25 protein-coding genes are annotated in these 24,735 nt (G+C 53.7%); 13 read left to right on the forward strand and 12 right to left on the reverse strand.

Annotated elements, in window-relative coordinates; all coding sequences use genetic code 11:
• Positions 1 to 72: 72 nt before the first annotated feature.
• Positions 73 to 1,161, forward strand: coding sequence for a DUF3626 domain-containing protein (locus tag NYE74_RS28320; protein ID WP_036625928.1), 1,089 nt, complete (start codon positions 73 to 75; stop codon positions 1,159 to 1,161).
• Between the two features lie 39 nt (positions 1,162 to 1,200).
• On the forward strand, positions 1,201 to 1,389 hold the full coding sequence (locus NYE74_RS28325) for a hypothetical protein (protein ID WP_124333571.1): 189 nt from the start codon (positions 1,201 to 1,203) through the stop codon (positions 1,387 to 1,389).
• 80 nt (positions 1,390 to 1,469) lie between these two features.
• Here the strand turns inward: NYE74_RS28325 and NYE74_RS28330 are convergent, their stop codons facing one another.
• From NYE74_RS28330 to NYE74_RS28345, 4 genes are all read right to left on the reverse strand, one after another.
• Complete coding sequence (locus NYE74_RS28330) at positions 1,470 to 2,762, reverse strand: MFS transporter (protein ID WP_124333572.1); 1,293 nt, start codon at positions 2,760 to 2,762, stop codon at positions 1,470 to 1,472.
• Positions 2,763 to 2,886: 124 nt separating this feature from the next.
• Positions 2,887 to 3,351 carry a MarR family winged helix-turn-helix transcriptional regulator gene (locus tag NYE74_RS28335; protein WP_051985689.1) on the reverse strand — a complete coding sequence of 155 codons (465 nt, stop codon included), beginning with the start codon at positions 3,349 to 3,351 and terminating at the stop codon, positions 2,887 to 2,889.
• Positions 3,352 to 3,447: 96 nt separating this feature from the next.
• The gene (locus NYE74_RS28340; protein ID WP_036625926.1) at positions 3,448 to 3,996 is read right to left on the reverse strand and encodes a glutathione peroxidase; all 549 of its coding nucleotides are present in this window, start codon (positions 3,994 to 3,996) and stop codon (positions 3,448 to 3,450) included.
• A gap of 162 nt (positions 3,997 to 4,158) precedes the next feature.
• Positions 4,159 to 4,716 carry a 5' nucleotidase, NT5C type gene (locus NYE74_RS28345; RefSeq protein WP_036625925.1) on the reverse strand — a complete coding sequence of 186 codons (558 nt, stop codon included), beginning with the start codon at positions 4,714 to 4,716 and terminating at the stop codon, positions 4,159 to 4,161.
• A gap of 170 nt (positions 4,717 to 4,886) precedes the next feature.
• Here NYE74_RS28345 and NYE74_RS28350 point away from each other — a divergent pair, with 170 nt between their 5' ends.
• The 4 genes from NYE74_RS28350 to NYE74_RS28365 all read left to right on the forward strand — a co-directional run bounded on the left by NYE74_RS28350 (position 4,887) and on the right by NYE74_RS28365 (position 8,199).
• Positions 4,887 to 6,320 carry a serine hydrolase domain-containing protein gene (locus NYE74_RS28350; RefSeq protein WP_124333573.1) on the forward strand — a complete coding sequence of 478 codons (1,434 nt, stop codon included), beginning with the start codon at positions 4,887 to 4,889 and terminating at the stop codon, positions 6,318 to 6,320.
• 141 nt (positions 6,321 to 6,461) lie between these two features.
• Positions 6,462 to 7,280 (forward strand): DUF6138 family protein, encoded by an 819-nt coding sequence (locus tag NYE74_RS28355; protein ID WP_221928476.1) that lies wholly within the window; start codon positions 6,462 to 6,464, stop codon positions 7,278 to 7,280.
• 90 nt (positions 7,281 to 7,370) lie between these two features.
• The gene (locus tag NYE74_RS28360) at positions 7,371 to 7,967 is read left to right on the forward strand and encodes a hypothetical protein (protein ID WP_124333574.1); all 597 of its coding nucleotides are present in this window, start codon (positions 7,371 to 7,373) and stop codon (positions 7,965 to 7,967) included.
• A complete protein-coding gene (locus NYE74_RS28365; protein WP_036625923.1) occupies positions 7,951 to 8,199 on the forward strand; it encodes a hypothetical protein in 249 nt (82 codons plus the stop codon). Before NYE74_RS28360 ends, NYE74_RS28365 begins: the two co-directional genes overlap by 17 nt.
• A 131-nt stretch (positions 8,200 to 8,330) precedes the next feature.
• Here the strand turns inward: NYE74_RS28365 and NYE74_RS28370 are convergent, their stop codons facing one another.
• The gene (locus tag NYE74_RS28370; protein WP_036625922.1) at positions 8,331 to 8,885 is read right to left on the reverse strand and encodes a GNAT family N-acetyltransferase; all 555 of its coding nucleotides are present in this window, start codon (positions 8,883 to 8,885) and stop codon (positions 8,331 to 8,333) included.
• A gap of 243 nt (positions 8,886 to 9,128) precedes the next feature.
• Here NYE74_RS28370 and NYE74_RS28375 point away from each other — a divergent pair, with 243 nt between their 5' ends.
• Complete coding sequence (locus NYE74_RS28375) at positions 9,129 to 9,902, forward strand: acetoin reductase (protein WP_036625921.1); 774 nt, start codon at positions 9,129 to 9,131, stop codon at positions 9,900 to 9,902.
• Positions 9,903 to 9,979: 77 nt separating this feature from the next.
• On the opposite strand, the gene NYE74_RS28380 is transcribed toward NYE74_RS28375, so the two are convergent.
• Both NYE74_RS28380 and NYE74_RS28385 read right to left on the reverse strand, forming a co-directional pair.
• On the reverse strand, positions 9,980 to 10,849 hold the full coding sequence (locus tag NYE74_RS28380) for a sulfurtransferase (protein WP_155621525.1): 870 nt from the start codon (positions 10,847 to 10,849) through the stop codon (positions 9,980 to 9,982).
• 15 nt (positions 10,850 to 10,864) lie between these two features.
• Positions 10,865 to 11,077 carry a hypothetical protein gene (locus tag NYE74_RS28385; protein ID WP_036625920.1) on the reverse strand — a complete coding sequence of 71 codons (213 nt, stop codon included), beginning with the start codon at positions 11,075 to 11,077 and terminating at the stop codon, positions 10,865 to 10,867.
• Positions 11,078 to 11,281: 204 nt separating this feature from the next.
• Between NYE74_RS28385 and NYE74_RS28390 the strand changes: the two genes are divergently transcribed.
• Together NYE74_RS28390 and ltrA are read left to right on the forward strand one after the other, a co-directional pair.
• On the forward strand, positions 11,282 to 12,226 hold the full coding sequence (locus tag NYE74_RS28390; protein ID WP_036625918.1) for a DMT family transporter: 945 nt from the start codon (positions 11,282 to 11,284) through the stop codon (positions 12,224 to 12,226).
• Between the two features lie 683 nt (positions 12,227 to 12,909).
• Complete coding sequence (ltrA, locus tag NYE74_RS28395) at positions 12,910 to 14,301, forward strand: group II intron reverse transcriptase/maturase (protein ID WP_036621729.1); 1,392 nt, start codon at positions 12,910 to 12,912, stop codon at positions 14,299 to 14,301.
• Positions 14,302 to 14,361: 60 nt separating this feature from the next.
• Here ltrA and NYE74_RS28400 read toward each other — a convergent pair whose 3' ends face one another.
• The gene (locus NYE74_RS28400; RefSeq protein ID WP_341005373.1) at positions 14,362 to 15,354 is read right to left on the reverse strand and encodes an iron-hydroxamate ABC transporter substrate-binding protein; all 993 of its coding nucleotides are present in this window, start codon (positions 15,352 to 15,354) and stop codon (positions 14,362 to 14,364) included.
• 230 nt (positions 15,355 to 15,584) lie between these two features.
• Between NYE74_RS28400 and NYE74_RS28405 the strand changes: the two genes are divergently transcribed.
• A complete protein-coding gene (locus NYE74_RS28405; RefSeq protein WP_341005374.1) occupies positions 15,585 to 16,394 on the forward strand; it encodes a hypothetical protein in 810 nt (269 codons plus the stop codon).
• Positions 16,395 to 16,449: 55 nt separating this feature from the next.
• Here the strand turns inward: NYE74_RS28405 and NYE74_RS28410 are convergent, their stop codons facing one another.
• The 3 genes from NYE74_RS28410 to NYE74_RS28420 are packed head-to-tail and all read right to left on the reverse strand — an operon-like array spanning position 16,450 to position 20,788.
• On the reverse strand, positions 16,450 to 17,079 hold the full coding sequence (locus tag NYE74_RS28410) for a DUF1266 domain-containing protein (protein WP_341005375.1): 630 nt from the start codon (positions 17,077 to 17,079) through the stop codon (positions 16,450 to 16,452).
• Positions 17,080 to 17,117: 38 nt separating this feature from the next.
• Positions 17,118 to 19,088, reverse strand: coding sequence for a J domain-containing protein (locus NYE74_RS28415; protein ID WP_036625910.1), 1,971 nt, complete (start codon positions 19,086 to 19,088; stop codon positions 17,118 to 17,120).
• Positions 19,088 to 20,788, reverse strand: a complete 1,701-nt coding sequence (locus NYE74_RS28420; RefSeq protein ID WP_124333576.1) for a molecular chaperone HscC — start codon at positions 20,786 to 20,788, stop codon at positions 19,088 to 19,090. The genes NYE74_RS28415 and NYE74_RS28420 overlap by 1 nt, the downstream gene beginning before the upstream one ends.
• A gap of 192 nt (positions 20,789 to 20,980) precedes the next feature.
• Here NYE74_RS28420 and NYE74_RS33420 point away from each other — a divergent pair, with 192 nt between their 5' ends.
• Genes NYE74_RS33420 through NYE74_RS28435 form a run of 3 tightly spaced genes read left to right on the forward strand, consistent with a single transcriptional unit; the run spans position 20,981 to position 23,176 of the window.
• The gene (locus tag NYE74_RS33420) at positions 20,981 to 21,310 is read left to right on the forward strand and encodes a J domain-containing protein (RefSeq protein WP_036625906.1); all 330 of its coding nucleotides are present in this window, start codon (positions 20,981 to 20,983) and stop codon (positions 21,308 to 21,310) included.
• Positions 21,255 to 22,487 (forward strand): tetratricopeptide repeat protein, encoded by a 1,233-nt coding sequence (locus NYE74_RS28430; protein WP_341005376.1) that lies wholly within the window; start codon positions 21,255 to 21,257, stop codon positions 22,485 to 22,487. Before NYE74_RS33420 ends, NYE74_RS28430 begins: the two co-directional genes overlap by 56 nt.
• Positions 22,488 to 22,519: 32 nt before the next feature.
• Positions 22,520 to 23,176, forward strand: a complete 657-nt coding sequence (locus NYE74_RS28435; RefSeq protein ID WP_341005377.1) for a DUF1266 domain-containing protein — start codon at positions 22,520 to 22,522, stop codon at positions 23,174 to 23,176.
• A 342-nt stretch (positions 23,177 to 23,518) separates the two neighbouring features.
• On the opposite strand, the gene NYE74_RS28440 is transcribed toward NYE74_RS28435, so the two are convergent.
• The gene (locus tag NYE74_RS28440) at positions 23,519 to 24,514 is read right to left on the reverse strand and encodes a ketoacyl-ACP synthase III (protein WP_036628772.1); all 996 of its coding nucleotides are present in this window, start codon (positions 24,512 to 24,514) and stop codon (positions 23,519 to 23,521) included.
• Positions 24,515 to 24,735 lie beyond the last annotated feature (221 nt).

Raw genomic sequence — 24,735 nt, forward strand, 5'->3', positions numbered from 1 at the left:
AGATTGGGCATATACTAATTTAAATTAATGGTTTGTAGAAGAGTTCAACGAGGAAAGAGCAGGTATCTGTCTATGAATTTAACCCATTCGCAAAGATTGGCCTTAGAGCATGTTACGGATTACGCGGTAAAATACAAGGAGGAGGCTCGGCAAGAGATTCGGGAGATTTTGCAAATGGCGAATATTGCTTCCGGCACTTGCGAGGCGGCCATAGATAAACTGAAGGCCCACACGCGGATCGCCATGCATTTTCATCCGGACAGACCGGACCCGATGATGCGCAGCGTTGCGGAGGCGATGCTTCAGCAGGGTTTGTACAAAAGCCAGTTCGAAACGCTGCTTTCCAGCGGCAGCGTGACGGCCTACCCCGGCGGGGCGCGGGATCAATGGGAGCAACGGCTGTTCGGAGGCGCCTATCCGTCGGAAAGCACCGTGCCAGGCGAACGGCCCAAATACGGCGCCCTGAACCTGATGCTGCATCCGGACGGGCCGGCGCCGCGGTTCGGGTCGTGTTATTTCCTGCTGGCGCCGGAAGTTACCCGCCGGGCTACCTTTACTTATATGGATTCCCACGATGACCCGAGGGAAAAAGGGACGTTGGCGGAGTTCGATATGATTTTGGCGGCTCTGCTGAAGGAGATTTTTCTGAGGGATTCCGCGCTTGGCGAAAAGGACCTGACACCGCGGAAATTTTTCGAGCATTTGCTGGCCCGGTTGGATCAGCCGTTTCCCGACCCGGCGGGGAGGGAGCTTCAGCGCAACTTGAACCATTATATCGAAGCCCAGGTACACGGCGACATTTCATTGGAAAAAGACGTCGAGGCGCTGGTGGCCGACCCTTCGTTCAAAAATGCCCCGGTGGGAGAAACGCTGGAACAACTGTGCCGCCGGTATTCGATTAAGCTATATTGGCATCAAGGCTTTGCGCTTCCGGTAGAGGAGGTGCCCAGCGATTTTCGGGGACCGGCGATGCCTTCCCTGGCAAGGCGTATTGCAGGACAAGGGCTCGTGGATGTCCGCATGGTCGGCGAGGCGGCCATGGATTTAAAGCGCGATCCTGCGGCTTGGAGCGACCGCGGCACTTATGCCGAAGTACTGCAGGAGCTTAAGCTCATGTGGCATGTGCTGGTGAAGTATGGGAAACCGGTTAAACTCCCTTGAATGGTCAAGGGAGTTAGTTTATTTGGGAGTAGGCGTACCTTGTCTACGGAAATAGCGGTAAAAAAGGGCACTATTTTTGCTAAAGCAGGGTGCTTATTCAAAATAGAGGAACTTTTTACCTTTATTATTGGAAAATGGGGGCAGTTTGGGGTTCTACCCAAGGTTTTTATCAAAATAAGACCAAAAATTTCCTCTATTCCGCTGATAAGGGGGAGAATATCAAAATAGCGGTAAAAATTACCGCTATCGCTAGGTAGTGGCTACCACCGCAAACTCACTTACTCTATAGAAGTTTTTCTTACGGCGGGTTAAGCCGCCGCCCGGGCGCCGCCGCTTTTGTTTTTGCGGATTTGCACCGCCATCACCGAGGCGACGAAACATAAGAAGCCGGCGATGACGAAAGCCTGCGAGTAGCTGCCGAGCCAGTCGCGCAGGGCGCCTGCGCCGAAAGCCGCCGCCGAAGCGCCGAGCTGGTGGGCGACGACGACCCAGCCGAAAATCATCCCGGATTTCTCTTTCCCGAACGCTTCGCCCGCAAGTTTGACGGTTGGCGGAACGGTCGCGATCCAGTCCAGGCCGTAAAAAACGGAGAAGACCACAAGCATGTAAGGCGAGGCGCTATTGAGGGCAAAGGGCAGGAACAGCAGGGACAATCCCCGCAGCCCGTAATAGCAGAACAGCAGCTTGCGGCTGTCGAAGCGGTCGGACAACCAGCCGGAAATCGTGGTGCCGAACAAATCGAACACCCCCATCATGGCAAGCAGTCCAGCGGCCGCTACCTCCAATATTCCGTGATCCCCGCAGGCGGCGATCAGATGCGTGCCGATGAGTCCGTTCGTGGACAAGCCGCAAAAAAAGAACGTGCCGGCAAGCAGCCAAAACGTCGCGTTCCCCATGGCCAACCGTAAATTTTGCAGCGGCGCGAGAAAAATATTCCCGCGAAAAGGGGCCGGCTTCACCAGTTCGCTTGAACCATACGGCGCGGCGCCCACGTCATACGGATGATTCCGCATCCACACGGCCACGGCCGCAAGCACGATTACGATGCTGGCTACGGCGGTATAAACGGCGTATCTCCAGCCGAAGTCGGACGTCAATTTGGCGAACAGCGGCAGAAACAGCAGTTGCCCGGTAGCGGCGCTGGCCGTCAGCAGGCCGACGACAAGCCCTTTGCGCTTCACGAACCACTGATTGCTGACCGTCACGCCCAGCACATTGGCCATCATGCCTGTCGCCAGCCCGGAGACAAGCCCCCACAGCAGCTCGAATTGCCATAAGGAGCGGATAAAAGGAGTCACGGCCAGGCTAAGTCCCAAAACGGCAAGTGAACATACGATGACTTTGCGGAAGCCGAATTTCAGCAGCAGTGCAGCCGAGAAAGGGCCGACCAGCCCGTAAAGAAAAATACCTACCGAAATGACGCTGGAAATGCTGCCGCGGCTCCAGCCGAATTCATGTTCGAACGGAACGAGCAAAACGCTGGGCAGCGAGCGGATGCCCGCCGATACGAGCAAAGTGGCAAAGGTCAGCAGGACGATAATCCATCCGTAATAAACCTTTGATTTGAGTTTGATGCGGTCTTGTTCTTTTGTTTCGCTCATCGTATGGTTCTCCCTCTTGTTGTATTTTGTTTGTACATACAAATTAAATAAACAGAAAACCCCAGTTTGGCTTTTTCCGCAAAAAACCGACTCTTCGGCAGGCAATGCCTTATAAACTCATTGTTTACCGTTCAATCAGTTCGCTTGCGGATTCCTGCTGCCGGGTCAGCCATTCGGCCAACTCTTTGCCGAGTATAGCCTCATAAGATGCTTTCAGCTTTTTGGAAGCTTCGAGGAGCGAATCCTTCATGGCTATGCCTTTTTCCGTCGGATACACAAGAACGGTTTTTCCCTGAACCTTGCGCTCCACCAACTGCTTTCCCGCAAGCTTGTCGATAAAACGGGTCAGCGTAGAGGGAGTAATGTACAGCTTCTCGGAAAGCTCCTTTTGGGTGATGCCGGGATTGGCGATGACGAGCCGGACCAGATAACCGTAGGCCGGGGTCAAGCCCGTCGTGGCAAACGCATCGTCGGCGAGGCGCGTTATCGCCCGGCTTAAACGGTTGGTGGTGAAGTACATACAGGTATGTAAAAACGTTCCGTCTTGTTCAGTGACTGGTTCTGGGACGGCGCTTGGTTCCTTCGGCATGGGGGTTCCTCCTTTTCTGGGCGCTGCTGCAAACCTATTTTGTATGTACAACAAAAATAAAGGAGGCGGGCGATTTTGTCAAGAGAGCAGCCGAAATTATCCGATAAGCCGCTCAAGGAAAGGGTGGATGTCTTCCGGCTGCACCGTGGGTTCGAATCTTTGCAGCACTTGACCGTCACGGCCGATCAGAAACTTTGAGAAATTCCACTTCACTCCGTTGCCGGCATAAATGTCCGGATATTTTTGCTGCAAAAAATCGCTCATCCATCGGCCGTCCGCGCTGTCCGGAGCAAATCCTTGAAAAGGCGCCTGCTCCGTTAAATATTGAAAAAGCGGGTGCGCCGCCTCGCCGCGGACGTCGATTTTCTCAAACAAGGGGAATGTTACACCGAACTCCCGCCGGCACGTTTCCCGCACTTCGCCGTTGTTCCCGGGTTCTTTGCCGTTGAACTGGTTGCAGGGGAATCCGAGAATTTCGAAGCCCTGATCCCGCCAGGTTTCGTAAAGCTTCTGCAGGCCGGCGAATTGGCGCGAGAAGCTGCATTTGCTGGCCAGGTTGACGATCAGGAGAATCTTTCCGCGATAAGCGGATAAATCAATTAGCGTTCCGTCGATCAACGCGGCTTGAAAGTCGTAAACGGACATTTTGGCGTGCCTCCTTTATTTCCGGCTTAATTCCCGGCGTTGCGAGCTTTTTACGCTCCCGCTGCATTCAGCATACCGCCAAAACCCGAAGAAGAGAAATATTTGATTGTTATATGCTTAATAGGAAATCGATATAAAAGAAGCAAGGCCGAAAGGTCATTTTCAAGAACCTTCGGCCAGCAGGCGGTTGACCAGCTTGCTCATGCCATCCCAGGAATCCTTCATCAGGAAGAGGTCCTGAATCGGCGTATTCCAGGGGCGGGGAATGCCGATCGTTAATTTGCCGGCTTCCTTGGCGGGGAGCAGATTATGCGGTCCGTCATCGATCAGCAGGTCGAAATTGACCAGGGATTTGCGTCTGGCGATAAAAAAGTTCTCATACGGAATAAAGGGCATATGGCGCTGCAGCCAGTTCCATTTTTCCGGAACCGCGGACGGCCTGGCGGCCGTGACGATAATCACGTCATGCTCGGAGGCGATTTTCCGCACTTCTTCAACCGTATGCTCGTCAAAAATTTCAAGTTCCTCGTACAAACCCGGCCGTCCGAAAAAAATGTCCTCATTGCAATCGGGATGCCAGATTTTCGTCATGTCAAAGCTGGTCATCTTCTCCATGGTCAGCGGCCGGTCAGGGTACTGCAAATTATGATAGTGTATCGCTTTGGGTACGAGATGGCAGATCGTATCGTCCATATCGATAGCTACAATTTTTTTGCGCATGGTTTAATCTCCTGATTATGTATTATGTTTTCTTTATCCAACAGTAGCGGTGCAGGTCCATAATAAAATGAAAAAGTATGAATTAATCGTAACATAAGCCGCCATTTTTTATCTATAATTGAATCAGTTCGATTCAAGTTCCAAAATTTCCAAATAGGGGAGATGGAAACATGAACACCTTGGGGAAAACACTGCCGAGAAAAAGTTTGGAGGAGCTGGGAATTTCGGCTCGCAATGTCATCGATTTTCTGGATGAAATGGAAGCGCAATCAATTGAGCTGCACAGCTTTATGCTGGTGCGCCACGGGCATGTGGCGGCCGAAGGCTGGTGGGAGCCCTACCGCCCGGAGCTTCCTCATATGCTGTTTTCACTGAGCAAAAGCTTCACCTCAACCGCGATCGGCATGGCGGTGCAGGAAGGTCTGCTGAAGCTGGACGACCCGGTGATCTCCTTTTTTCCGGATGATCTGCCTGACGAGATTTCGCCCAATCTGGCCGCGATGCAAATCCGTCATTTGCTGATGATGGGCACGGGCCATGCCGCCGATACGACGGAAGCGCTGCACGAAGCGGAGGACGGCAACTGGGTCAAGGCTTTTTTAAAGCAGCCGGTGGAGCATGAGCCCGGAACGTTTTTCTTGTACAACACCGGTGCCACTTATATGTTGTCGGCGATTTTGCAGCAGGCGTCCGGTCAAACGCTGCTTGAGTTTTTGCGGCCCCGGTTGTTTGAACCGCTTGGCATTGAACATCCAACCTGGGAAACCTGTCCGCGCGGCATCCATACCGGGGGCTATGGCTTGAAGATTACGACCGAGGACATCGCCAAGTTCGGCCAATTGTACTTGCAAAAAGGGTTGTGGTACGGCAGGCGGCTAGTGGAAGAAAGCTGGATTGAAGCGGCGGTCTCGAAACAGATTTCCAACGGGGACGGCGGGGACAGCGACTGGGCGCAAGGGTATGGCTATCAGTTTTGGCGCTGCCGTCACGGCGTATATCGGGGGGACGGGGCGTTCGGCCAATTCTGCATCGTTTTGCCAGAGCGGGACGCGGTGATTGCGATGACAGCGGGCACAAACGATCTTCAGGGCGTGCTGAACGGGGTATGGGATCATTTGCTAGGCGCCTTTGGGCCGGTCCCGGCCGTCCCGGACGGTTCGTCCGGGGAGTTGGAGCGCCGGCTGCGGGAGCTTCGTCTTGAACCGCCGCGGATGGAATGCCGCCCGGACGCCGAAAACCGGCTGAACGGGCAAAGCTACAGCCTCGAAGAGAACGAGTTGGGTCTGGCGAGCTTTCGTATGGATTTTTACGAAAAGAAGGCCAGCCTGCAGCTCAAAAACAAGCAAGGGGAGCATGCCCTTGAATTGGGCCGGGGCGAATGGGGGATCGGGCGGTCATCCCTGTCCGGGCCGGAGGAACGGGTCGCCGCTTCTTTTACCTGGCGAAACGCGGAAACGCTGCTCCTGACGATTCGGCGGATTGAAACGCCGTTTGCGCTGAGCGTCGAAGTCGAGCTTTTTGAACAGGGGATTGAAATCCGCAGTGAAATCAATGTATCCTTTGTGGAAACGAAGTTCGCTCCGATCCGGGGGAGGCTGGAATAAAGAGCAGATCCTGTCCCTTGGCCCTATCGTTGAAATAGCTGCAAAATGCACTTAAAACGAATGATTGGGTATATTGATAGAAAGCTAGCTGTATGATTTGCGAGTAATCGTCATCGCTTCAGAGAAACAGGAGGACCGACAATGAACCAGGCTGTGGAAGCTTTTTTGAATGAGGTGTGGAAAGAAGTCACCGCGATATACGCCAAAGAAAGCAAGCGGATCAATGAACCTAGCAATCAAAGCAGGCTGCAGGCAGGAATCATGGATTACCTTCAAGTAGCCTGGAGAAAAGGCAAGCATACCCGGGAAGCGGGGGAAATTCACATCGATGTCTATGAGCCGTTCTCCTGGAGCGACAGTTCCTACAAAATTGAAGCGGGCGCTTATATTACGGAGTTGAGCGACGAACTGCTGACCGAGGAGTTTTTTCCTGCCTTGTGCGGGCTTGTAGACGGTCTGTTCCGCTCGGAGGAGCTTGGTTCCCGTTTTTTTGATTACAAGTTTGAAATTGTATTTGAGTTTGAACGGGAAAGATCGAAACTAACGCTGAACCGCCAGTTGTTTAATGAGCCCAAACGGAGCCAATTGCAAAAGTCGCTGGAACAGTTTATCCAAACCAAGATTCTCTCCGATCCGCCCGTGCAGCCGGGTGAGCAGGACATGTTCTTTTTCGCCCAACATTTGGCCAATCCTGATCTTCGGGAGCGTGAAAAAACTGGCCGGAGCGGCCCGAAAAGCCCAACCGCCGCTAAAAGAAGGCCTGGAACAGCTGCTCTCGCTTTAAATGTCGGTGTTGTTGTTGGGATAAGCCGAGCCGGCCGGGGGAAGGCAAGAGCCTGCGTTCATACGCGGGCTCTTGCCTCTGCTTACATGGTAGTTATCTATAACCGAATAACCCGCCGGAATTCTATCGCCAGTATACTTTGCAGCGGCGGCGCTCAATGTGCTAAAGGTCACTGATCCGAGGAATGGCTTGATTTTGCCATTTTTGCACCTGAGGAATTGGAGAACCAGCAGGTAGGCTACCGCGTGGATCCGGCAGGCCGTTCATTGATTTCAAACGAGGAAGGAGCCTGGCAGGAGGAATGGATCGTTATCGGCCATACGCTGCTGACCGGCGATCCGATTATTGTCGACCTCGGCGAAGCAGGACATCCCGTCTCTTACTTAATGCACGGCATGGGAGAGTGGGGAGCGGGCAGCTATATCGCCGGTTCAATGCAACATTTGAGAGATATCTTCAAAAAAGCAAATAAATGGATGTCGGGCCAAAGCAGGCCGCAAACAAATCGGAATCTGCCGGTCACGTGTGCCGAGTTGGATGCCTTGGTCGCCGAAATCGCGGAGATGGACTACGCAGATGCGGAAACCTGGAAGATGCTGCTTGACCCGGCATACGAATCGGCCAAGGCGTATGAAGAGGAGATGATCCGGCAAATCCGGGCCATGAATGAACAAGGGACACAGCTCGATTGGACGAGGCCGAAGGAAACGTCCGGAAGACATTCCGATGCTGCAGAACCACGTATGCTGCGCGCTTTGCCTGGATTCGCAAGATCGTGTGATTTTCGCTCAATATGCCGATCATACCTCTTCGCGTATTGTCAGAGCCCGGAGCGGTTCGGAAGGGATGGAGGTGCTGCTTGATCAGGGCATACAAGACGTGGACGGAATCTATGTCAATGAAGAATTGGATGAGCTGTGGATCTATGATTCCCCCGTCGTACAGCTTAGAACTTACTCCACCGGGGAACCGGTCCAAAAATATGATCCTTGCCAATGGTCTTACTCACCGTACCTGATATCCAACCGGGTTTCAATTCAGCCCCAGGCAAGCATGGTTGCCATTAGCCATAAAACGAAAGTACGGCTGGGGTAACGGACCGGAGGAAAGGAAGCACCCACCCCAAGCTTGGCTGCTGAAGGCGGGTTTTGCGCTTTCCAATTCTATTGGATATTTCCAATCAGAGCGCCTGCGTCAGACCGTGGAAACGTGCCGGCCGTCCATGTTCATTCAAAAATCAGATACCAAAATATCGCAGTTTCATCGCTGTTTTTATGAATGCCCCGATATAGATGAAAATCAAACCCGCCTATAACAAAGCCGCAGCTCCGGTAAAATTCGCATGCCTTCACATTGTTGCTCTGGGTTTCCAGCATGATTCCGGGCATTCCGCCGTTATGCGCCCACCGCTTGGCCTGTTCGATCAGTTTGCGGCCGATTCCGTACCCTCTATAGTTTTTGTCTACGGCTATGTCTTCGATAAGAGCATAGTTGTTCCAGTTCCGTTTCAATACGAGACGGCCGACTGCCTGATTATCCAAGCAAGCCAAATACACGATTTGATCGGGGTTACCGATGTAGTCCGAGTAGTTTTCTTCCTCCGCGTCTTTAAATTGCGGATCCGAATAACTTTTTGTATAGCCGGGGATTTTGTTCACTGTGAAATCGATTTGCCTGCCAGTCAGGGACAAGCTGAGGGTGGAATCTACGGTAAAACTGTCGTCGATATCTTGCCAGGCATCTTCATCTGCCGTCGAGAGTTCCCGAATCACAATATTCATACAAATCCTCCTAATTCTTTACGTTGGGGCATACCTGGCGAGAGCATGGCGGGAAAGACGGGCCGCGAACTTCCCTGCTTGACGGGCAACCTGCCGCCGTCTCCAAGCCTTAGCGATGGACGGAGCAGCGGTAGCAGGCCACTTCCAATGACACCAGCCATTTTAATAATAATTGTCTTGACCCCTTTTTCACAATAGATTTACAATTAAAGGGTGATATCCATTATTTAAGGAGGGGTAACCATGTCGAAGGTAGCAGTCGTAACCGGATCGGCGGGCGGCTTGGGCAAAGGAATTGCACGGCGTCTGGCAAAGGATGGCTTCAAAATCGTACTCCACGATATCAATGAAGAACTGTTGCAAAGCGCACTGAAAGAATTCGAAGCAGACGGTTATGAAGTTCTGGCCGTCGCTGGAGACGTGTCCAAGCGCGAGGACCAGTTCAACCTGGTAAGCAAGGCGGTGGAGCGGTTCGGACGTTTGGATGTATTCGTAAACAATGCGGGGATTGACGCGGTTTCGCCGTTTCTGGAAATCGACGAGAAGCAGTTGAACAAGCTGTTTTCGATCAATGTAAACGGCGTCGTTTTCGGAACGCAGGCTGCAGCGGAACAGTTTATCAAACAGCAATCCAAAGGCAAGGTAATCAACGCCTGCAGCATCGCCGGACATGAAGCTTACGAAATGCTGAGCACCTATTCCGCGACCAAGCATGCGGTCAAGGCTTTCACCCATGCGGCGGCCAAAGAATTGGCCAAGCACCAGATTACGGTAAATGCGTACTGCCCCGGTGTTGCTAAAACTAAGATGTGGGATCGCATCGATGAAGAGATGGTCAAATACAACGACAACCTGAAGCCGGGCGAAGCCTTCGAGAAGTTCTCCAGCGCGATTGCCCTAGGACGCTACCAGACACCGGAGGACGTAGCCAATCTGGTGTCCTTCCTTGCCTCGGACGATGCCGACTATATTACCGGCCAGGCCATTCTGACGGACGGCGGGCTGGTGTATCGTTGAGACGGCTCCGGCGTATGGATCAAATTTAAAAGGGGAGAGGCCCGTGTGAAGACGCGGGCTTCTTCCCTTTTAAAATCTTAAGCCTCTTCTCCCGTCGCAATCGGATTCTCCTCATAGCTAATCCAATCGCTCCAGCTTCCCGCGTACAGCTTCACCTGCGGATAGCCGAGCTTGTGCAAGGCCAGCACGTTGGGGCAGGCGCTGACGCCGGAGCCGCAGTACACGATAACCTCGCGTCCGGCATCCAGCGCATCGGTTACCGGAGCGAGCTGATCTTTGAGCTGTTCGCCGCTTTTCCAGGCTCCGCGCTCGTCGAGCAGCTCCTTCCAGAAGCGGTTGATCGCGCCGGGGATATGCCCGGCCTTGGCGTCCAGCGGCTCGGTGCGGCCGGCGTAGCGGTCGGCGGCGCGCGAGTCGACGAGCACGGTGCCGGGATCGCCGAGCGCCCGGCGAACGTCCTCCACGCCGGCCAGCATGTCCGGCCGGAGGGTAGGGGCGAAGGCGGCGGGAACGACGGTCCGCCGCTCATCGGTGACCGGGTAGCCGCCGGCCTGCCAGGCGGCAAATCCCTCGTCCATGACGTAGACTTCGTCATGGCCCAACCAGCGCAGCAGCCACCACAACCGGGCGGCGTTCAAGCCCCCTTGGTCGTCGTACGCGACGACCCGGGAGGCATTGCCGATCCCCGCCCGGCCCAGCCGCTGCGCGAGCGCTTCCGGGGCAGGCAGCGGATGCCGCCCGCCGTGCGCGCCTGCCGGTGCCGAGAGATCTTCCTCGAGATCGAGAAAGACGGCACCGGGAATATGGGCGGCGGCGTAAGCTTCGCGCCCCGCCTGCGGATGGCCGAGCTCAAAGCGGCAATCGACAATGACGAGGTCGGGTTCGTACATGCGGGCAAGGCCCCACTGTTTGGATACGATCGGTTGGATCAAAGGCGACGGATTCATCTTGAATAACCTCCTTTATTTGCGAATCTCGAAAAACTGGCAATCCCGGCGCGGGTGGTAGGTAATGTCGCTGACACCGGATTGGGTAATGATCGTCTCTTCGGTAAAGCGAATAATGTGCGTGTTGTTTTCGACGAGATGGTCGTCCCGGAAAACCCTGACGCGCTGCTTCCGGTCAAGGGCTTCCTGAAAGTCGGCGTCCGTCAACAACTCTCTTGTTATCGGCATATGTAAGGCTCCTTTTAAACGGGAGATAGCTAATCCATTTCATTGTACCCTGATCTGTCTGCCGGGGAAAGCCGGACCGGAATATCGTCGTTTTTCGTTGCCAAATTTGATTGAGGATATTTCGCCGTTTCGCTATAATATAGGGGTTTGCGATTCGCATTATGAACGGATTTAGACTAATCATGGAAGCAGGGAACTGCCAGTATGAATTCGAATGCCAAATTGTCGGCGAAATACGAAATCCTCTACATCATCGGAATCATCGCCATTTCTTTCTCTTCGATTTTTGTCCGCTGGTCAAGCGTTGACGTGTCGGTGATTGCGATGTACCGCTTGTATTTGACCAATTTGCTGATGCTCCCGTTGCTGTGGAAATACCGCGGGGAAATATTCCGGCTAAGCGCCAAGCAATGGGCGCAGCTGCTGTTTTCCGGCTGTATGCTGGGGCTGCATTTTTTGCTGTGGATGCAGTCGCTCCGGTTGACCACCGTCGCCAGTTCTACCGTTATCTTGACGTTGGAGCCGATCCTGGTCATGGTCGGTTCTTTTTTCCTGTTTGGCGCAAAAATCAACAAGGCGATGATGGTCGGCATCGGCATGGCGCTCATCGGTTCAATCGCCATCGGTTCCGGGGATTTTTCGCTGTCCGGGCAAGCGGCGGCCGGCGATTTGCTGTCCCTGCTCGGGACGATCGCCGTCGCCATCCACATGCTGGCCGGCAAGCAGCTCTTGAAGCATATCAGCGCTTTTGTCTACAATTTTCTGGTGTTTGCTGTCGCGGCAACTTCGCTGGCGGTGTATAACGCCATCTGCGGGCTGCCGTTTACCGGATATGCTCCGCGGGAATGGGGGATTTTTTTGCTGCTCGCCATAGTCCCCACTTTGTTTGGGCATTATCTGTTCAACTGGCTGATGAAATATCTCAGCGCCTCGGCCGTATCGATGGCTGTGCTCGGCGAACCGGTATTCGCTTCGCTGCTCGCCTGGCTGCTGTTGAAGGAAAGCCTGTCAGCGCTGCAGCTTTCGGCGGGGGCGCTGATCCTATGCGGGGTGTGGATTTTTATCAGGTACGGAAAAGAGACCACGAATCCCGAGCGCAAAAGCCCCAAGTCTTTATCGGCGGCGGGGGACGGGAGAAAAGCGGGCTGACCGGGAGAGATTGGCTGAGCGCAAGGCCAGCCGGATGACCGAAGGCAAGTCGAAGGATCGAAGGCAAGGGAGAATTCATGACGGTGGTATCCTCGGCGTTGCGTTGCATTCTAATAGACGGATTCCGTGGCGGAATCAGGCTTTCTATGGAGGTGGCAGCAACCCCGGGAGCAAAGCGCTGACGCCAAGCTGCCCGGGGCTGAGACGTGGGACTTGACATAATGCGGAGCGGGGGAAGGCCACTTGGGCGTCCCCCCGCTTTTTATGTACGCCCAGCATGGGCGTCATCTATAGGGTGAAAGTCCCGAGCGGGGGCTGGCGAGCGCCTACCGCTAGCCAAGGGCAAGGGTGTCCATCGCGAGGTGGAATCTGAAGGAAGCCGGAGGCAAAAGCACGGGCCAAGGTACACAAACTGGATTTGAGGCAGGATGAACCGGATGAGCTGCCATAACACAGCGAAATCCAAAGCCGCCAAGGATCACTCCTGTAAACTCCAGTGGTCGTGGGCGGAAAGATGACGTTCTTATCTGGGGAGGCCTGCGGGAGAAAAAAAAAATGCGAAGTCACTTCGTAACCGCAACCGAGAGGCTGCGCTGAACCCGCAGGAGTCAGCAGAGGCCATAGTACGCAAGTACGGGACGCCGGAAAGCGGAAGGGCCGAACCGAAAGGAGAGAGGAAACCGATGCGTTCGCGTGAAGAGCAAAGACAGCCGAATATCCCAAAAGGGAGCTGCCAACAAAGAGAAGCGGTGAAGCCGTCAGGGTATGTTGGAGCGCCGAGTTCTTCATCGGCACAAATCGATCCTTCCTCTCACGAGGCAAGTAACGACTTGTTGGAGCGAATGCTCGAAGGGGAGAACCTCAGGCTCGCCTATAAGCGAGTGGTACAAAACGGAGGTGCCCCCGGTGTAGACCGAGTAACGGTAGCGGGGCTACAGGCTTACCTGAACACACGCTGGGAAACGGTGAAAGATGAACTCCTAACGGGAACGTACAGACCGATACCTGTCAGACGGGTGAAAATCCCCAAACCCGGAGGCGGTGTAAGGCTGCTCGGTATCCCGACCGTGATGGACCGCTTCCTCCAACAAGCACTTCTGCAAGTGATGAACCCGATTTTCGATGCCCCCTTCTCTTGGTACAGCTACGGCTTTAGACCGGGGAAGAGAGCACACGATGCCGTGAAGCAAGCCCAGCGATATATCCAAAGCGGTCTGCGATGGGTCGTAGATATGGATTTGGAAAAGTTCTTTGACCGGGTGAACCACGACATTCTCATGGCAAGAGTGGCAAGGAGAGTGACAGACAAGCGAGTCTTGAAGCTGATTCGGGCCTACTTGGAAGCCGGAATGATGGAAGGTGGCATCTGCCAGAAGACGGACGAGGGAACTCCGCAAGGCGGTCCGCTAAGTCCGCTTCTGGCAAACATCTTACTCGATGATTTGGATAAAGAACTGACAAAGAGGGGGCTGCGGTTTGTTCGTTACGCGGACGACTGCAACATCTTTGTAGCGAGCAGGCGAGCAGGTGAACGAGTCATGGAATCGGTCACACGATTTGTGGAAGGAAAGTTGAAACTGAAAGTGAATCGGGACAAAAGTGCAGTGGACAGGCCATGGAACCGGAAGTTTCTTGGCTTTAGTTTCCTGTCGAATAAACAGGCGACGATTCGATTGGCTCCCAAGACAATCTCTCGATTTAAAGAGAAGATCCGGGAGTTGACAAACCGTACCCAATCAGTCTCCATGGAGGAACGTATATCTAGACTGAACCGTTACCTCATGGGATGGATTGGATATTTCCGAATCGCATCGGCGAAGAGCCACTGTGAAAGATTCGACCAGTGGATTCGAAGAAGACTTCGAATGTGCCTATGGAAACAATGGAAGCGGGTACGCACCCGAATTCGTGAACTTCGGGCACTCGGAGTCCCAGAATGGGCCTGCTATGTTATGGCAAACTCCCGCCGGGGTGCATGGGAAATGTCTCGAAACACAAATAACGCCCTTCCGACTTCCTACTGGGAAGTGAAAGGGCTGAAGAGTTTGCTTTCTCGTTACCTGGAGCTTTGTTAACCTTTTGGAACCGCCGTATGCGGACCCGCATGTACGGTGGTGTGAGAGGACGGGGGTTAGTCACCCTCTCCTACTCGATTTTCCTTGGTTGCTGGCGATAATCATATCGACGAACAGGCCGATTTGTTCCTTGACGGCGATCGGGTCGTAGCGGTAAAACGTGTCGAAGTCATTGTAAAAGACTTTGTTGTTTTTGATCGCGTCGATGTTTTTCCAAACCGGGGAGGCTTTCAGGTTGTTCAGCGCTTCGCCGGTTTTGTCCGGGTCATAAGTCGTCAGGAACATGTAATCGGCGGCATATTCCGGCAGCGCCTCCAGCGACAGCTGGAAGGTAGATTCCTTCGGATCCCACTTTTCCGGCCCTTTGAGCTGCAGAGCGTTATACAGCGCTTGGCCTCCGCGCCCGGCGTTGTCCCCGAAAATCCACAGCTCGCCTTTGTTGGTCAGCTCATAGATCCCAAACGTGTCGTCCTCTTTAACGACGCCTTTCAGCTTTTCCCGGCCTTCGGCGGCCTTTTGGTCATAGTCGGCCAGGAAAGCTTTGGCTTTCTCGGGTTCGCCTACGATGTCGCCGAACGTTTCCACGGTGTTGTAGATGTCCGTGGTCGTACCGTAAGGAAGGTACAGCGTCGGCGCGATTTTGGACAGCTCATCGTAATTTTTGTCGTACATCACCACGATTAAATCGGGCGCAAGCTCGAGCGTTTTTTCCAAATTGACGGGGTTTGCCCCGACATCCTCGGTATTCGCCAGCAGGTCCTTGAGGAACGGATTGTTGAAGGCGTCCGGTTCGGCGCCCACCACGTTGCCGCCCACGGCCAACAGCTCCCCGGCGTAGTAGTCGGTCACGATCCGCTGCGGCTTCACCGGAATTTCGACCGGTCCCTTGACCGTATCGTAAGTACGGGTCTCGGCAGCGGCTTTTCCACCTGTATTTTGCCCGGCGGCGTTCGTATTTCCGGCCGCCTGATTGGCGCCGCCGCAAGCGGTTAATAGGATCGTTAACGCAAAAGCGCACGCGGTGATCGAAAATATCTTCTTTTTCTTGTACATATGAGCCTCCCTCTTATCCAACAGCAACATTTTCTAATCAAAAAAGATAATGATAATCATTATCACCAAATGATCTGAAAAAATCATAGCAACATCCATTTTTTCTGTCAATACGGAAGTGGTGAAATTTCCGCCGCAACGGCCGAAATATTCTATATATAAGGCGTAAGGCGGCGCCCGGGCGAACGAACCGGATGCTAAGTCTGGAGAAGGAGAGGAGTTTCTACCGGATGTTAAGGAAAATCGCCGAAATATTGAAGGAACTGCTGGTTTTAATCATCGCTTTAACAGGTATCGCAGTGACGGTATATATGCAATACCGGTGGGATTCATTTGGCCACAGGCAGCGGGCGCTAATTGAGGAGGGGGATGCCGAGCTTGCGGCAAGCGCTTTTGATTCCGCTTTAACTTTGTACGACAGAGCGTTGGAAATAAACCCGCATAATGCAGAGGCCTTGAAAAAAAAGAAACGGTCCGAGGAGGTCATCCGCGCCGCGGATTCATTGGTCCGCAAAGGAGAAGAAGCGATGCGGTTAGGGCAGTTGGATGAGGCGTACGATTATTTTGTACAGGCTAAAAAACTGTTTCCCTTGAATCCTAACGACGGTTATCAAAGGAATCTAAGCGTTTTTGAAAAAGATTGGGTACGCACCTACTTGGACGCTCTGCAGCAATTGGATGAGAATTGGACGGCAATCAACTTGCGTCTGCAGAAGGGGGAAACCGCAACCTCGGAAAGTGTAATGAACGACATTGCGGATATGTACCCTTTGGCGCAAGCGGCTTATCGGGCATCTAGCGGCGAAAGCAAGCTGAAATCCCCCGAAGGGATCGAATTCTATGAGGAAAAACGGACGATGATTAAACAGTTGACCGGCAACATCGTACGCTACGGCATATTTCCCGAAAATCCGAACGAAGGCTTGGCGGAGAAGGACGAATTTATCCGGAACGTACAAAATAAATACCAGGCATTTCTGGAAAGGTTGGCCGCTCGCAAGGCGTGGCTCCGAGAAAGGCATCCCGATATTTATAAATAAGGCCAAGAAGCCGGCCCTCCGCAAGGAGTTGATCGCGTTAAGGACGGGCTTCGGATTATTTTAAAGGGTGATTCCAGTCAATGGAGGGAATTGCCCCGGAAATGTTCAACAGGCTGCGGGCGTAAGCAAGCTGCAGTGAGTCCCCGTTCCGTTGAGGGAAATAAAAGCAGGCTCCCGCGATACACGCGGCAAAAAAATCGGACCAGCCGGTGTAATTGGTTTGAGCCATTTTGGCGGCTTCAAGGCAGTCCCCGTTGGCCTCGGATTCCTTTAGCCAGCGCCTCCGAGCGCCCGCTCTGGACAGCGCCGTCAGCAGGGCGAAATCAAAGGCCGCAATGTTGGCCGGAGGGTGGATGTGCATCCACTGGTTTACGCACTTCAGCTTATGCTCCGTTTCGCCGTCCTCCCGGAAGCTCGCCAAAAGCTGCCTGCGGACCGCCGCCGACATGGTGGATATCCGCTGCGACAATTCGTTGAATTCACAGCGGTGTCCTTCATAAAACAGCCACCTGAGCTTGGTCTCAAAACCGGCTTTATCGTGAATCCCGAGAAACGACAGCCATTCCTTCAGCCGGGCCCTTGGGCAAACGTCCAGTTCATGGCAGCCGCAGAGCTGACGGTATGGCTCCGGTCCGGCGGCGAACAACGGGTACGTCATAAAATGGTAAAAAATAGTTTGATTCAAACGGGCTTTTCCCAACATGAGCATAAGTCCTTTCAGGTTCAGGATTGGCGCATCCGGCGAATTCCGCGGATTTTCCGGTATTCGAAAGCAAGCCGGTATACACTGTAAATCCACAACACCGCCAGAAAACCGAAAAGCATCAGGTTTGGTGCGATAACGGGGGAAGCTGTCTGCGGGCCGGCGACTTCCAAATAAAATGGCTGGAATTCCGGCAAAGCTTCCGCACCGGACAGCGAAGCGCTCCCGAGGTCGAAACGGTAGCTTTCGAGCAGCGCCCCCAGGGAATCGTCATCGAAGGACGGTTTCCATAGCAGCATTTTCAGCACCGCGGCTTGCAGCTCGGGCTCCAGTTCACGAACGTAACCCTTCAGGTTCTCCAACGCCGCATCATCCGGCGCTTTTGCCGCTAAACCCACCGCAAGGATCAAAGGCTTGCCGAGAAATTCCCCAAGGTATACAGTGTATTCCGGATCGCCATAGTCCATGTAATGGACGTAGGCATAATCTTCGTTCTGGAAAGCATAATCCTCGTCGCTGCGGGCATACATCCCCAGATTTAAATCTCTGATATTGCTGACCTCGAGTTGCACATAACGTTTTCCGTCCAGCGTTTCCGCATCCGGCAATCCGTTCATGATGACCGGCGTGCCGGCATGAGCCGCGGCCCAATAATACAGCAAGCAGCCTAGCAGCGACAAGGCGGTCAGGACCGAAACGGACAAATATAGCAGTACGTGGCGGTTTAAATAAAATCTCCATGAGTTGTTGCGGGAACCGGATATGCTCGCTTCGGTCAACCGGTCCGCCGCCCGCCCGTCCAAGTCGTTGATTTGCACGGCCTGCCGGAAGGATTCCGCAGCGCTGCCGCGGTCTCCGAGCATTTGATGAGCGATTCCTTGCAAAATGAGGGCTTCGTTATGGTTTGGCCAGCGGGACAGAATAAACCGGCATTCTTCAATCATCCGCTCCGGCTGGTTTGTTAACCGCCAAATTCGGATACGGTACAGATAGCCGTCGATCTCGTCCGGGACCAACTCGATCAGGCGGTCAAAATAGGCCAGCGCCTTTTGCGTGTCATCTATGCGCAGATATCGTTCTCCAAGCAGACGCAGCAAATCGGGATCATCCGCAAAAATGTCATGCGCCTGCTTCAGAAATTTCAACGCCGTTTTTAACTCGTTTCTCGCCAGGGCGTGCCGCCCTTCATCGCGAAGAAATAAAAAGCGGTCGATATCGATGCCTTCCGCCCGGAGCAGGAATTCATAGCGCAGTCCCGGCTCTTGAAGCTGCCGGATGTAATAGCTCAGGAACGAATCGGCGAAGTAGCCGCGCTCATACTGCGCCGCTTCCCGCAAGTTTTCCGCCCAGCCGAAGCTGTTTTCGAGCAGCCTCCACACCTCGGGAGGCAGAAACCTGCGCGTTTGCAGAAGCTCCAGCAATCGTCTGCCGATCACCTGCTTGGCCTCCATATTCCACATGATGTCGGAATCGAGCAGTTCCAGCCATTTCGCGGTCGATATCCGCGACGGAAAATCATCGTACAATACGGCGGCGCTGGCGATAAAATCTTCGACCGTTAGCGGCCCGTCCGGCACGGGGTGCGGGTTCCCCGGGAGTTCCTGGTGCAGCCGGGGCGGAGGGAGCACAGGCTCCGGCGCATCGCCAGGCGCATCGGCTTCTTCGTATTCAGACGGCGGCCAAAGCCGGATCCGGGGAGGAGCGGCCGTTTGCTCCGTTGCCGGAGTTTCCCGCCGCGGCAGCCCGGCTTCCGCCGGCCTGGCTTGATCCGTCCGGGCATCCGCAGTTTCCGCGCTTGCCGCCGCTTCCCCGGCTATTCGCAGGGCATGCTTCTTGGCGTAGGATACGGCGGCGTCAAACGCTTCCCGTAAAGCCTGGTACCCCTCGGGGTCGTCCTCGGGATGATGCTTTTTCAATTGCTTGGCGTACGCCCGCTTGATAAGTTTGATATCTTCCGTGCGGCCGATGCCGAGCCTTTCCCAAATGGTCATTAAAACTCGGTCCACCTTTCCAGCGAGTCAAGCTTCTGCTTGAAGATGGCGGCTTTCTTCTTGATTTCCTGTTCGTTCTGCGAGGCGAGCGCCCGCTCGAATTCAAAGATCAGACTGGCGATGTACTCGCGTTTGTCGTTTAGGGACTCCTCATACAGCCGTTCGCCGCGGGCGAGCAGCAGGCGGTTTTCGCTGCGGTCGCGCGGATGGATTTTCAGATGCTTCAGCTCTTCGAGCCGGGCTTTGATCTGTTCCGGGGAAGTTTGGCCCGGATTTTTTTCGATAATCATCGTTTTTTTCTCGCCGGTGCTTATTACCGTGACTTCTACCTCAAGCACCCCATTGATGTCGTAGGTGTAGCGAACGTCGATCTTCTCTTTCTCTTTTGGCGCGGCAGGGACCTCGATCACGAGATCGCCCAGGTGCACGTTGTTCTCTACCTTGCGGCTTTCCCCTTGATAAATGCCGACGTTCATACGCGTTTGATTATCCCGAATGGTGCACAGACGATCCACCTTGCTGACGGGAATCGGTGTATTGCGCTCGATGATGGGAAGGAAATGTCCGCTCTCGTAAACATCGTCTTTAATTTCCACCGCTATATCGGTTCCCAGCGTAAACGGGCAGACGTCGGTCAGGATCATTTCCTGCAGGCTGGCGTCGCGGTCTTTCAAGGCCACCTGGATGGCGGCGCCCAAAGCGACCGCTTCGTCCGGATTGATCTGTGAAAAGGGAAGTCTTCCGAACATTTTGCTGACGATCGATTTGATAATCGGCATCCGGGTCGCTCCCCCGATCAGGATGACGGCGTCGAGGTCCTGCGGCGTCAGCGACGCATCGCGAAGCGCCCGTTCAATCGGGTTCCGCAGGCGTAGGAGCAGCTGCGCGGCGAGCTGTTCGAATTGGCTGCGGTTCACGGTGAGCTGCAAGGTTTGGCCTTCGCGCATGAACACCATCTCCCCCGCATTTTCATTGCCTAGAACGAGCTTGCACAGCTCCGCCTGTTTGATGAGCGCCGTCTTTTCTTTGGTCGGCAGGTTGGCGTAATCAATCCCGTGGGTCTCCACAAAATGGGATAGCAGCAGTCCGGTAAAATCCTCGCCGCCAAGATAATTGTCTCCGGCGATCGACTGCACTTGCATCACGCCTTCAAACAGCTCCAGCACGGATACGTCAAACGTTCCGCCGCCCAGGTCGAAAACGAGGAACCTTGTATCCGATTCCTGCTGGTGCAAGCCGTAAGAAATCGCCGCTGCGGTAGGCTCGCTGATGAGCCGCTCCACATGCAATCCGGCCAAAGCCGCCGCGCGCAAAGTCGCTTTCCGCTGCGCATCGTTAAAATAAGCGGGCACGCTGATCACGGCCTCTTCCACCGCTTCGCCCAAATAGGCTTCGGCGTCTTCTTTTAAAGCGCGCAATATAAAAGAGGACAAATCCTCGGGAGAAAAGGGGTGCTCCCCAAGCTGATACGTTTTGTCGGTTCCCATATAACGTTTGAATGTGGAGGCCGTGAGATGGGGATGCGTGATCATGCGCTCTTTGGCGATTTGACCTACCAAAACTTCGTTGTTGTCGTCCAAGCTGACCACGGAAGGCGTCAAACGCTTGCCGAGCGAGTTGGGAATAATGACCGGACCATGCTCCGTCCAATAAGCTGCAAGGGAATTCGATGTTCCCAGGTCGATACCGATTTTTGCCATAATCATATACCTCGTATTTCGTTTTATATATACATTGTATCGGATTAGCGCGGGCGATTTTGAAATTGTTGAAAGTTTTCATTATGAAAATAACGGACTACTGTTAAACCGGGGAGAAGCTCCGTCGATAATAATAAGTTGCTGTCCCTAAAGACAGGTGAAAATTAAGGTGCCCGGTGGTGAAATGACGGTTTGAACATATGGAAAATCCTTGAGATCGATCCGACGCAGGATCAACCGCAAATTCGCAAGGCGTATGCCCGAATGCTAAAAAAATACCACCCGGAGGGATATCAGCGGCTAAGGGAAGCTTTCGACGAGGCGATGAAGCTGGCCAAACAAAAGGGAATTTTCCCGGACGATGAAGATACGGCGGAAAGGGAAGCGGAAGCTGCGGAAGAGGAAGACGAAGTTTGGGAAGAGGAGCGGACTTTACAGCCTTTAGAATTTCAGGTGTTTGAGAGGTTTGGGAGAGCGGGAGCAGCCGCCACTCGCGAAATCGTCCCCGGAGCTTGTCGCTGAATTTATAGAAGAGCTGGACGGCTTATACCTGAATTTCGCTTCCCGCTGCAATGTTGCCTTGTGGGTGGAGCTGCTAAGCGGCGACGTTCTTTGGCAGCCGGGGAACCAGGGCTTGTTGGGTGCCCGGGTGCTTGATTATTTGAATGAGCACTATTTTTTGCCCGAAGCGGTGTGGGGGCTGCTGGAAGATGCCTTCGGGTTGGAGGAGAGGTTTATTCACGATCCTTCCGGCTTCGGGGAGAGATGCCCTAAGGTTTGCGAATATGCCTTTAGGAGTTCACCTGCCGCTACATTGGGATACTCCAGCCTGAGCGAAGCGGATGGGATCGATGTTGAAGCTTATCTGCATGCCCGCGAAGATTTCGTGACGGCGATGCTGGCGAATGAGCCGGATAGCGCGCGTGAAGCGTTGGAACGGGCGCTTGATATTTATGACCGCGACGCGGAAATCCTCCGCCTGCAAATCGAGTTTTACCGCCGGACCGGTGAATTGGAGCGGGCTTTGTCGGCCTGCGACCTGTGGGTTAGCCAATTCGCCGGCGATGCGGAAGTGATCATTGTCCGCGTCTCCGTACTGCTGAACATGGGACGCCCGGATGAAGCGCGGGAAGAGCTTGAACGGATCAGGCCCGCAAGGCCCGATGATGCGGAAGTTCTGTCGTTGTTGGGGCGGTGCTATCTCCGGCTGGAGCAAATGGGTTCCGCCCGCGAGGTGTACGACCGGATGTTGCGGAATAATTCGAGGGATATCGAGGCAGTTGTAGGCCTGGCCAAAATCGATGCATACATAAGCGGGCTGCCGCGGTTCGGCAAGGGCCGCCGAAAGCAAATGCGGCAGTTGAAACAAGAGTGGGGCAAGCATTCGCTGCCGGGGTTTTTAAAGAAGCTGGCCATCTTTTTATGGCTGAGAAAAGGGATTGTTTTCTTCATCATTTTGCTGCATATATTATTACCGATTGCCTGGTACTCCAATATGGAGGTTTCCTTCCCGGAATACGTGAAGCGGGAGATCGTTCCGGCCGAACCGCCTTTGGTAACGGCGAAGGAAGAGCTGAAAAACGTTCCTCCCGGAAGCGCGGTTCGGCTGAAGCTGACAAACGCGTTTTGTACGCTATTGTTTTATGTTTATTATATTTGCGGTTTATCGTGTTGCTGTTCCGAAGCAAGCGTTACTTGATGTATAAATAAACGAAGGAACGGAGGAATACCGTGACGGCTACGGCTATAATTCCCAAAAAAGAATGGAAGTCGACCGCGAATACTATGCTGTCGATCGTCTCCGTAGGGGGAGTGGCGGATTACTATATTAACAATCCTGAGAAGAGGTACGCAGGCAAACTGTTCATCAAGAGAACCTTAGCTCAGTATGGAGTGGAAAACTCGGATCAACTGAAGGAAAGTTTGGAATGGCGGCTTTCAAAAGGGATACGCTATAAATTTGAACAAATATACCGGGGGCTGTGCCTGCAGGCCGAAACGGAGCGTATCCGAAAAATCGAAGCCGAGACGAATCCTCATGTGAAGCACAGGCTGGCCGTAGCCAATTATTACTTGCGGCGCATGCCGTCCGGCGGAGTGGGGGCATATGACTTTGCCATCGTGGCAATGCATAGTTTGGGCGGAGTAGGGGTGGGCTGGTTAACGGATGCTGAAGCGGGCGCTTACGTGGAGAAGGCCGTGAGGCTGACCCGGGAGCATTATTCCAACTGGCACGACTACTGCATCGGTTTTACCGTTGGATTGGAGTTTTTTAATTCCGCCGATCCAAGCTCCTTCAGTTACGTAGAAGATGGCATGAGACGTCTAAGAAGATTGCTCAATTTTAAAGACCAGCCCGTTTGTAAAGGAGAAGTTTTTCTAGTCTAAAGAGTGTCAAAGAGACGATCAAGGACCGTCCGGATTTCCGGGCGGTCCTCTTAGGTTCAAACTGAACCTCTGACGAAAATAGAGGTAATTTATGTCGTTATTTTGAGATATCCTTCCTCTAACGCAAATTAAAGGAAAATTTTTCCGTTATTTAGGATTTTATTCGGGAAAAGGTGGATGTTTGCCCTCATTTTTCTGAAATAGAGGTAAAAAATTCCCCTATTTCTGCTGTACTCCCTTCTTAGGTGAAAATAAGGACTTTTTTTACCGTTATTCCCAGGACCACCACAAAAACGCAGGCCGTTTTAGAGCTCCGCTCCATACGCTCTGAAATTTTATAATTTAGGAACGCAGGTTGGGAACGCCCCAGCGCAAAATCAGACCGGCATGAGTCAAGCCGCCGCCAAAGCCGTACAGGAGCATACGGTCGCCGTGTTTCAACCGGCCCGCATCGAGGCCGGCCTGCAGTGCGAGCGGGATGGACGCAGAGGACGTATTGCCCATGTCCTGTACGCTTTGCAGCGTTTTGCTAAGCGGGAGCGAGGCTTTCTCGCAGATCGACTCGACCATGCGCAGGTTGGCGCTGTGCGGAACGAACCAGTCGATATCGCCGCGTTCGAGGCCGGCCTGCTCCAGGATCTGTTCGATCCCGGCGGAAACGGTGCGCACCGCCCACTTGAACACTTCGCGGCCGTTTTGCACGAGTTTCCCGTTCCCCGCAAGCGCCACTCCGTCCATCTCGTCAGCCAGCCCGGAGCGGTAAACGTGGATGCCGCCGGCTCCGTTCGTGCCCATGACGTACGCCTCGAATCCGGGCTGCTCCGGGTCGTATTCCACGAGGGCGGCGCCGGCGCCGTCTCCGAACAAAATGCAGGTTGTGCGGTCGCTGTAGTCGGTAATTTTGGACATCGTTTCTCCGGCGACGACAAGGATTTTTTTATGCAGCCCCGAACTGATCAAGCCATTGGCCATATGCAGGGCGTAGGTGAAGCCGGCGCAGGTCGCGTTGAGGTCGATCGCCCCGGCGCCTTCCATGCCGAAATGCTTCTGGACCCGGCAGGATACCGTCGGAAACGAATAATCGGGCGTCGTTGTGGCGGCGATGATGAAATCGACATCGTCCAGGGATGCACCGTAAGTTTCCCGCAGCCGTTCGGCGGCGCGAATGCACAAGTGCGAGGTAAAAACATCGTCGGCGGCGATATGGCGCTCCTTGATGCCCGTGCGTTGCACGATCCATTCATCGCTGGTGTCCACCATCCGCTCCAGGTCTTCATTGGTTAGGATCCGGTCGGGAACATACGAACCAAACGCGGTGATGCGGGCTTTCGATACGATTGACAAACGAATCACTCCTTCGAGATGTGGTTTTGTGGTTTTGTGGTATTAGTATCAAGTATTGGTATCAAGTATTAGTACCAAGTATTAAATTGAGTATAGCAGGTTTCTTTTCATTTTCCAATCGTTTTGCTGTCCACCGTTTGGATTTTAGTAGTTTGGCTTCACGGAAGCCTAAGATATACGGACGATTTTAACAGTCTTTCCGGAAGGTGGTTAAA

This window comes from Paenibacillus sp. FSL P4-0127, from assembly GCF_038007325.1.
Classification (GTDB): Bacteria; Bacillota; Bacilli; order Paenibacillales; family Paenibacillaceae; genus Fontibacillus; species Fontibacillus macerans.

What these genes read in the sequence shown, in the direction of transcription:
- NYE74_RS28390 (WP_036625918.1), top strand. Translation starts at nt 11,282, where the DNA reads ATGAATTCGAATGCCAAATTGTCGGCGAAATACGAAATCCTCTACATC.
- NYE74_RS28330 (WP_124333572.1), bottom strand. Translation starts at nt 2,762, where the DNA reads ATGAGCGAAACAAAAGAACAAGACCGCATCAAACTCAAATCAAAGGTT.
- NYE74_RS28380 (WP_155621525.1), bottom strand. Translation starts at nt 10,849, where the DNA reads ATGAATCCGTCGCCTTTGATCCAACCGATCGTATCCAAACAGTGGGGC.
- NYE74_RS28415 (WP_036625910.1), bottom strand. Translation starts at nt 19,088, where the DNA reads ATGACCATTTGGGAAAGGCTCGGCATCGGCCGCACGGAAGATATCAAA.
- NYE74_RS28335 (WP_051985689.1), bottom strand. Translation starts at nt 3,351, where the DNA reads ATGCCGAAGGAACCAAGCGCCGTCCCAGAACCAGTCACTGAACAAGAC.
- NYE74_RS28365 (WP_036625923.1), top strand. Translation starts at nt 7,951, where the DNA reads ATGGAGGTGCTGCTTGATCAGGGCATACAAGACGTGGACGGAATCTAT.
- NYE74_RS28405 (WP_341005374.1), top strand. Translation starts at nt 15,585, where the DNA reads ATGTTAAGGAAAATCGCCGAAATATTGAAGGAACTGCTGGTTTTAATC.
- NYE74_RS28355 (WP_221928476.1), top strand. Translation starts at nt 6,462, where the DNA reads ATGAACCAGGCTGTGGAAGCTTTTTTGAATGAGGTGTGGAAAGAAGTC.
- ltrA (WP_036621729.1), top strand. Translation starts at nt 12,910, where the DNA reads ATGCGTTCGCGTGAAGAGCAAAGACAGCCGAATATCCCAAAAGGGAGC.
- NYE74_RS28340 (WP_036625926.1), bottom strand. Translation starts at nt 3,996, where the DNA reads ATGTCCGTTTACGACTTTCAAGCCGCGTTGATCGACGGAACGCTAATT.
- NYE74_RS28350 (WP_124333573.1), top strand. Translation starts at nt 4,887, where the DNA reads ATGAACACCTTGGGGAAAACACTGCCGAGAAAAAGTTTGGAGGAGCTG.
- NYE74_RS28320 (WP_036625928.1), top strand. Translation starts at nt 73, where the DNA reads ATGAATTTAACCCATTCGCAAAGATTGGCCTTAGAGCATGTTACGGAT.
- NYE74_RS28370 (WP_036625922.1), bottom strand. Translation starts at nt 8,885, where the DNA reads ATGAATATTGTGATTCGGGAACTCTCGACGGCAGATGAAGATGCCTGG.
- NYE74_RS28385 (WP_036625920.1), bottom strand. Translation starts at nt 11,077, where the DNA reads ATGCCGATAACAAGAGAGTTGTTGACGGACGCCGACTTTCAGGAAGCC.
- NYE74_RS28420 (WP_124333576.1), bottom strand. Translation starts at nt 20,788, where the DNA reads ATGGCAAAAATCGGTATCGACCTGGGAACATCGAATTCCCTTGCAGCT.
- NYE74_RS28345 (WP_036625925.1), bottom strand. Translation starts at nt 4,716, where the DNA reads ATGCGCAAAAAAATTGTAGCTATCGATATGGACGATACGATCTGCCAT.
- NYE74_RS28400 (WP_341005373.1), bottom strand. Translation starts at nt 15,354, where the DNA reads ATGTACAAGAAAAAGAAGATATTTTCGATCACCGCGTGCGCTTTTGCG.
- NYE74_RS28375 (WP_036625921.1), top strand. Translation starts at nt 9,129, where the DNA reads ATGTCGAAGGTAGCAGTCGTAACCGGATCGGCGGGCGGCTTGGGCAAA.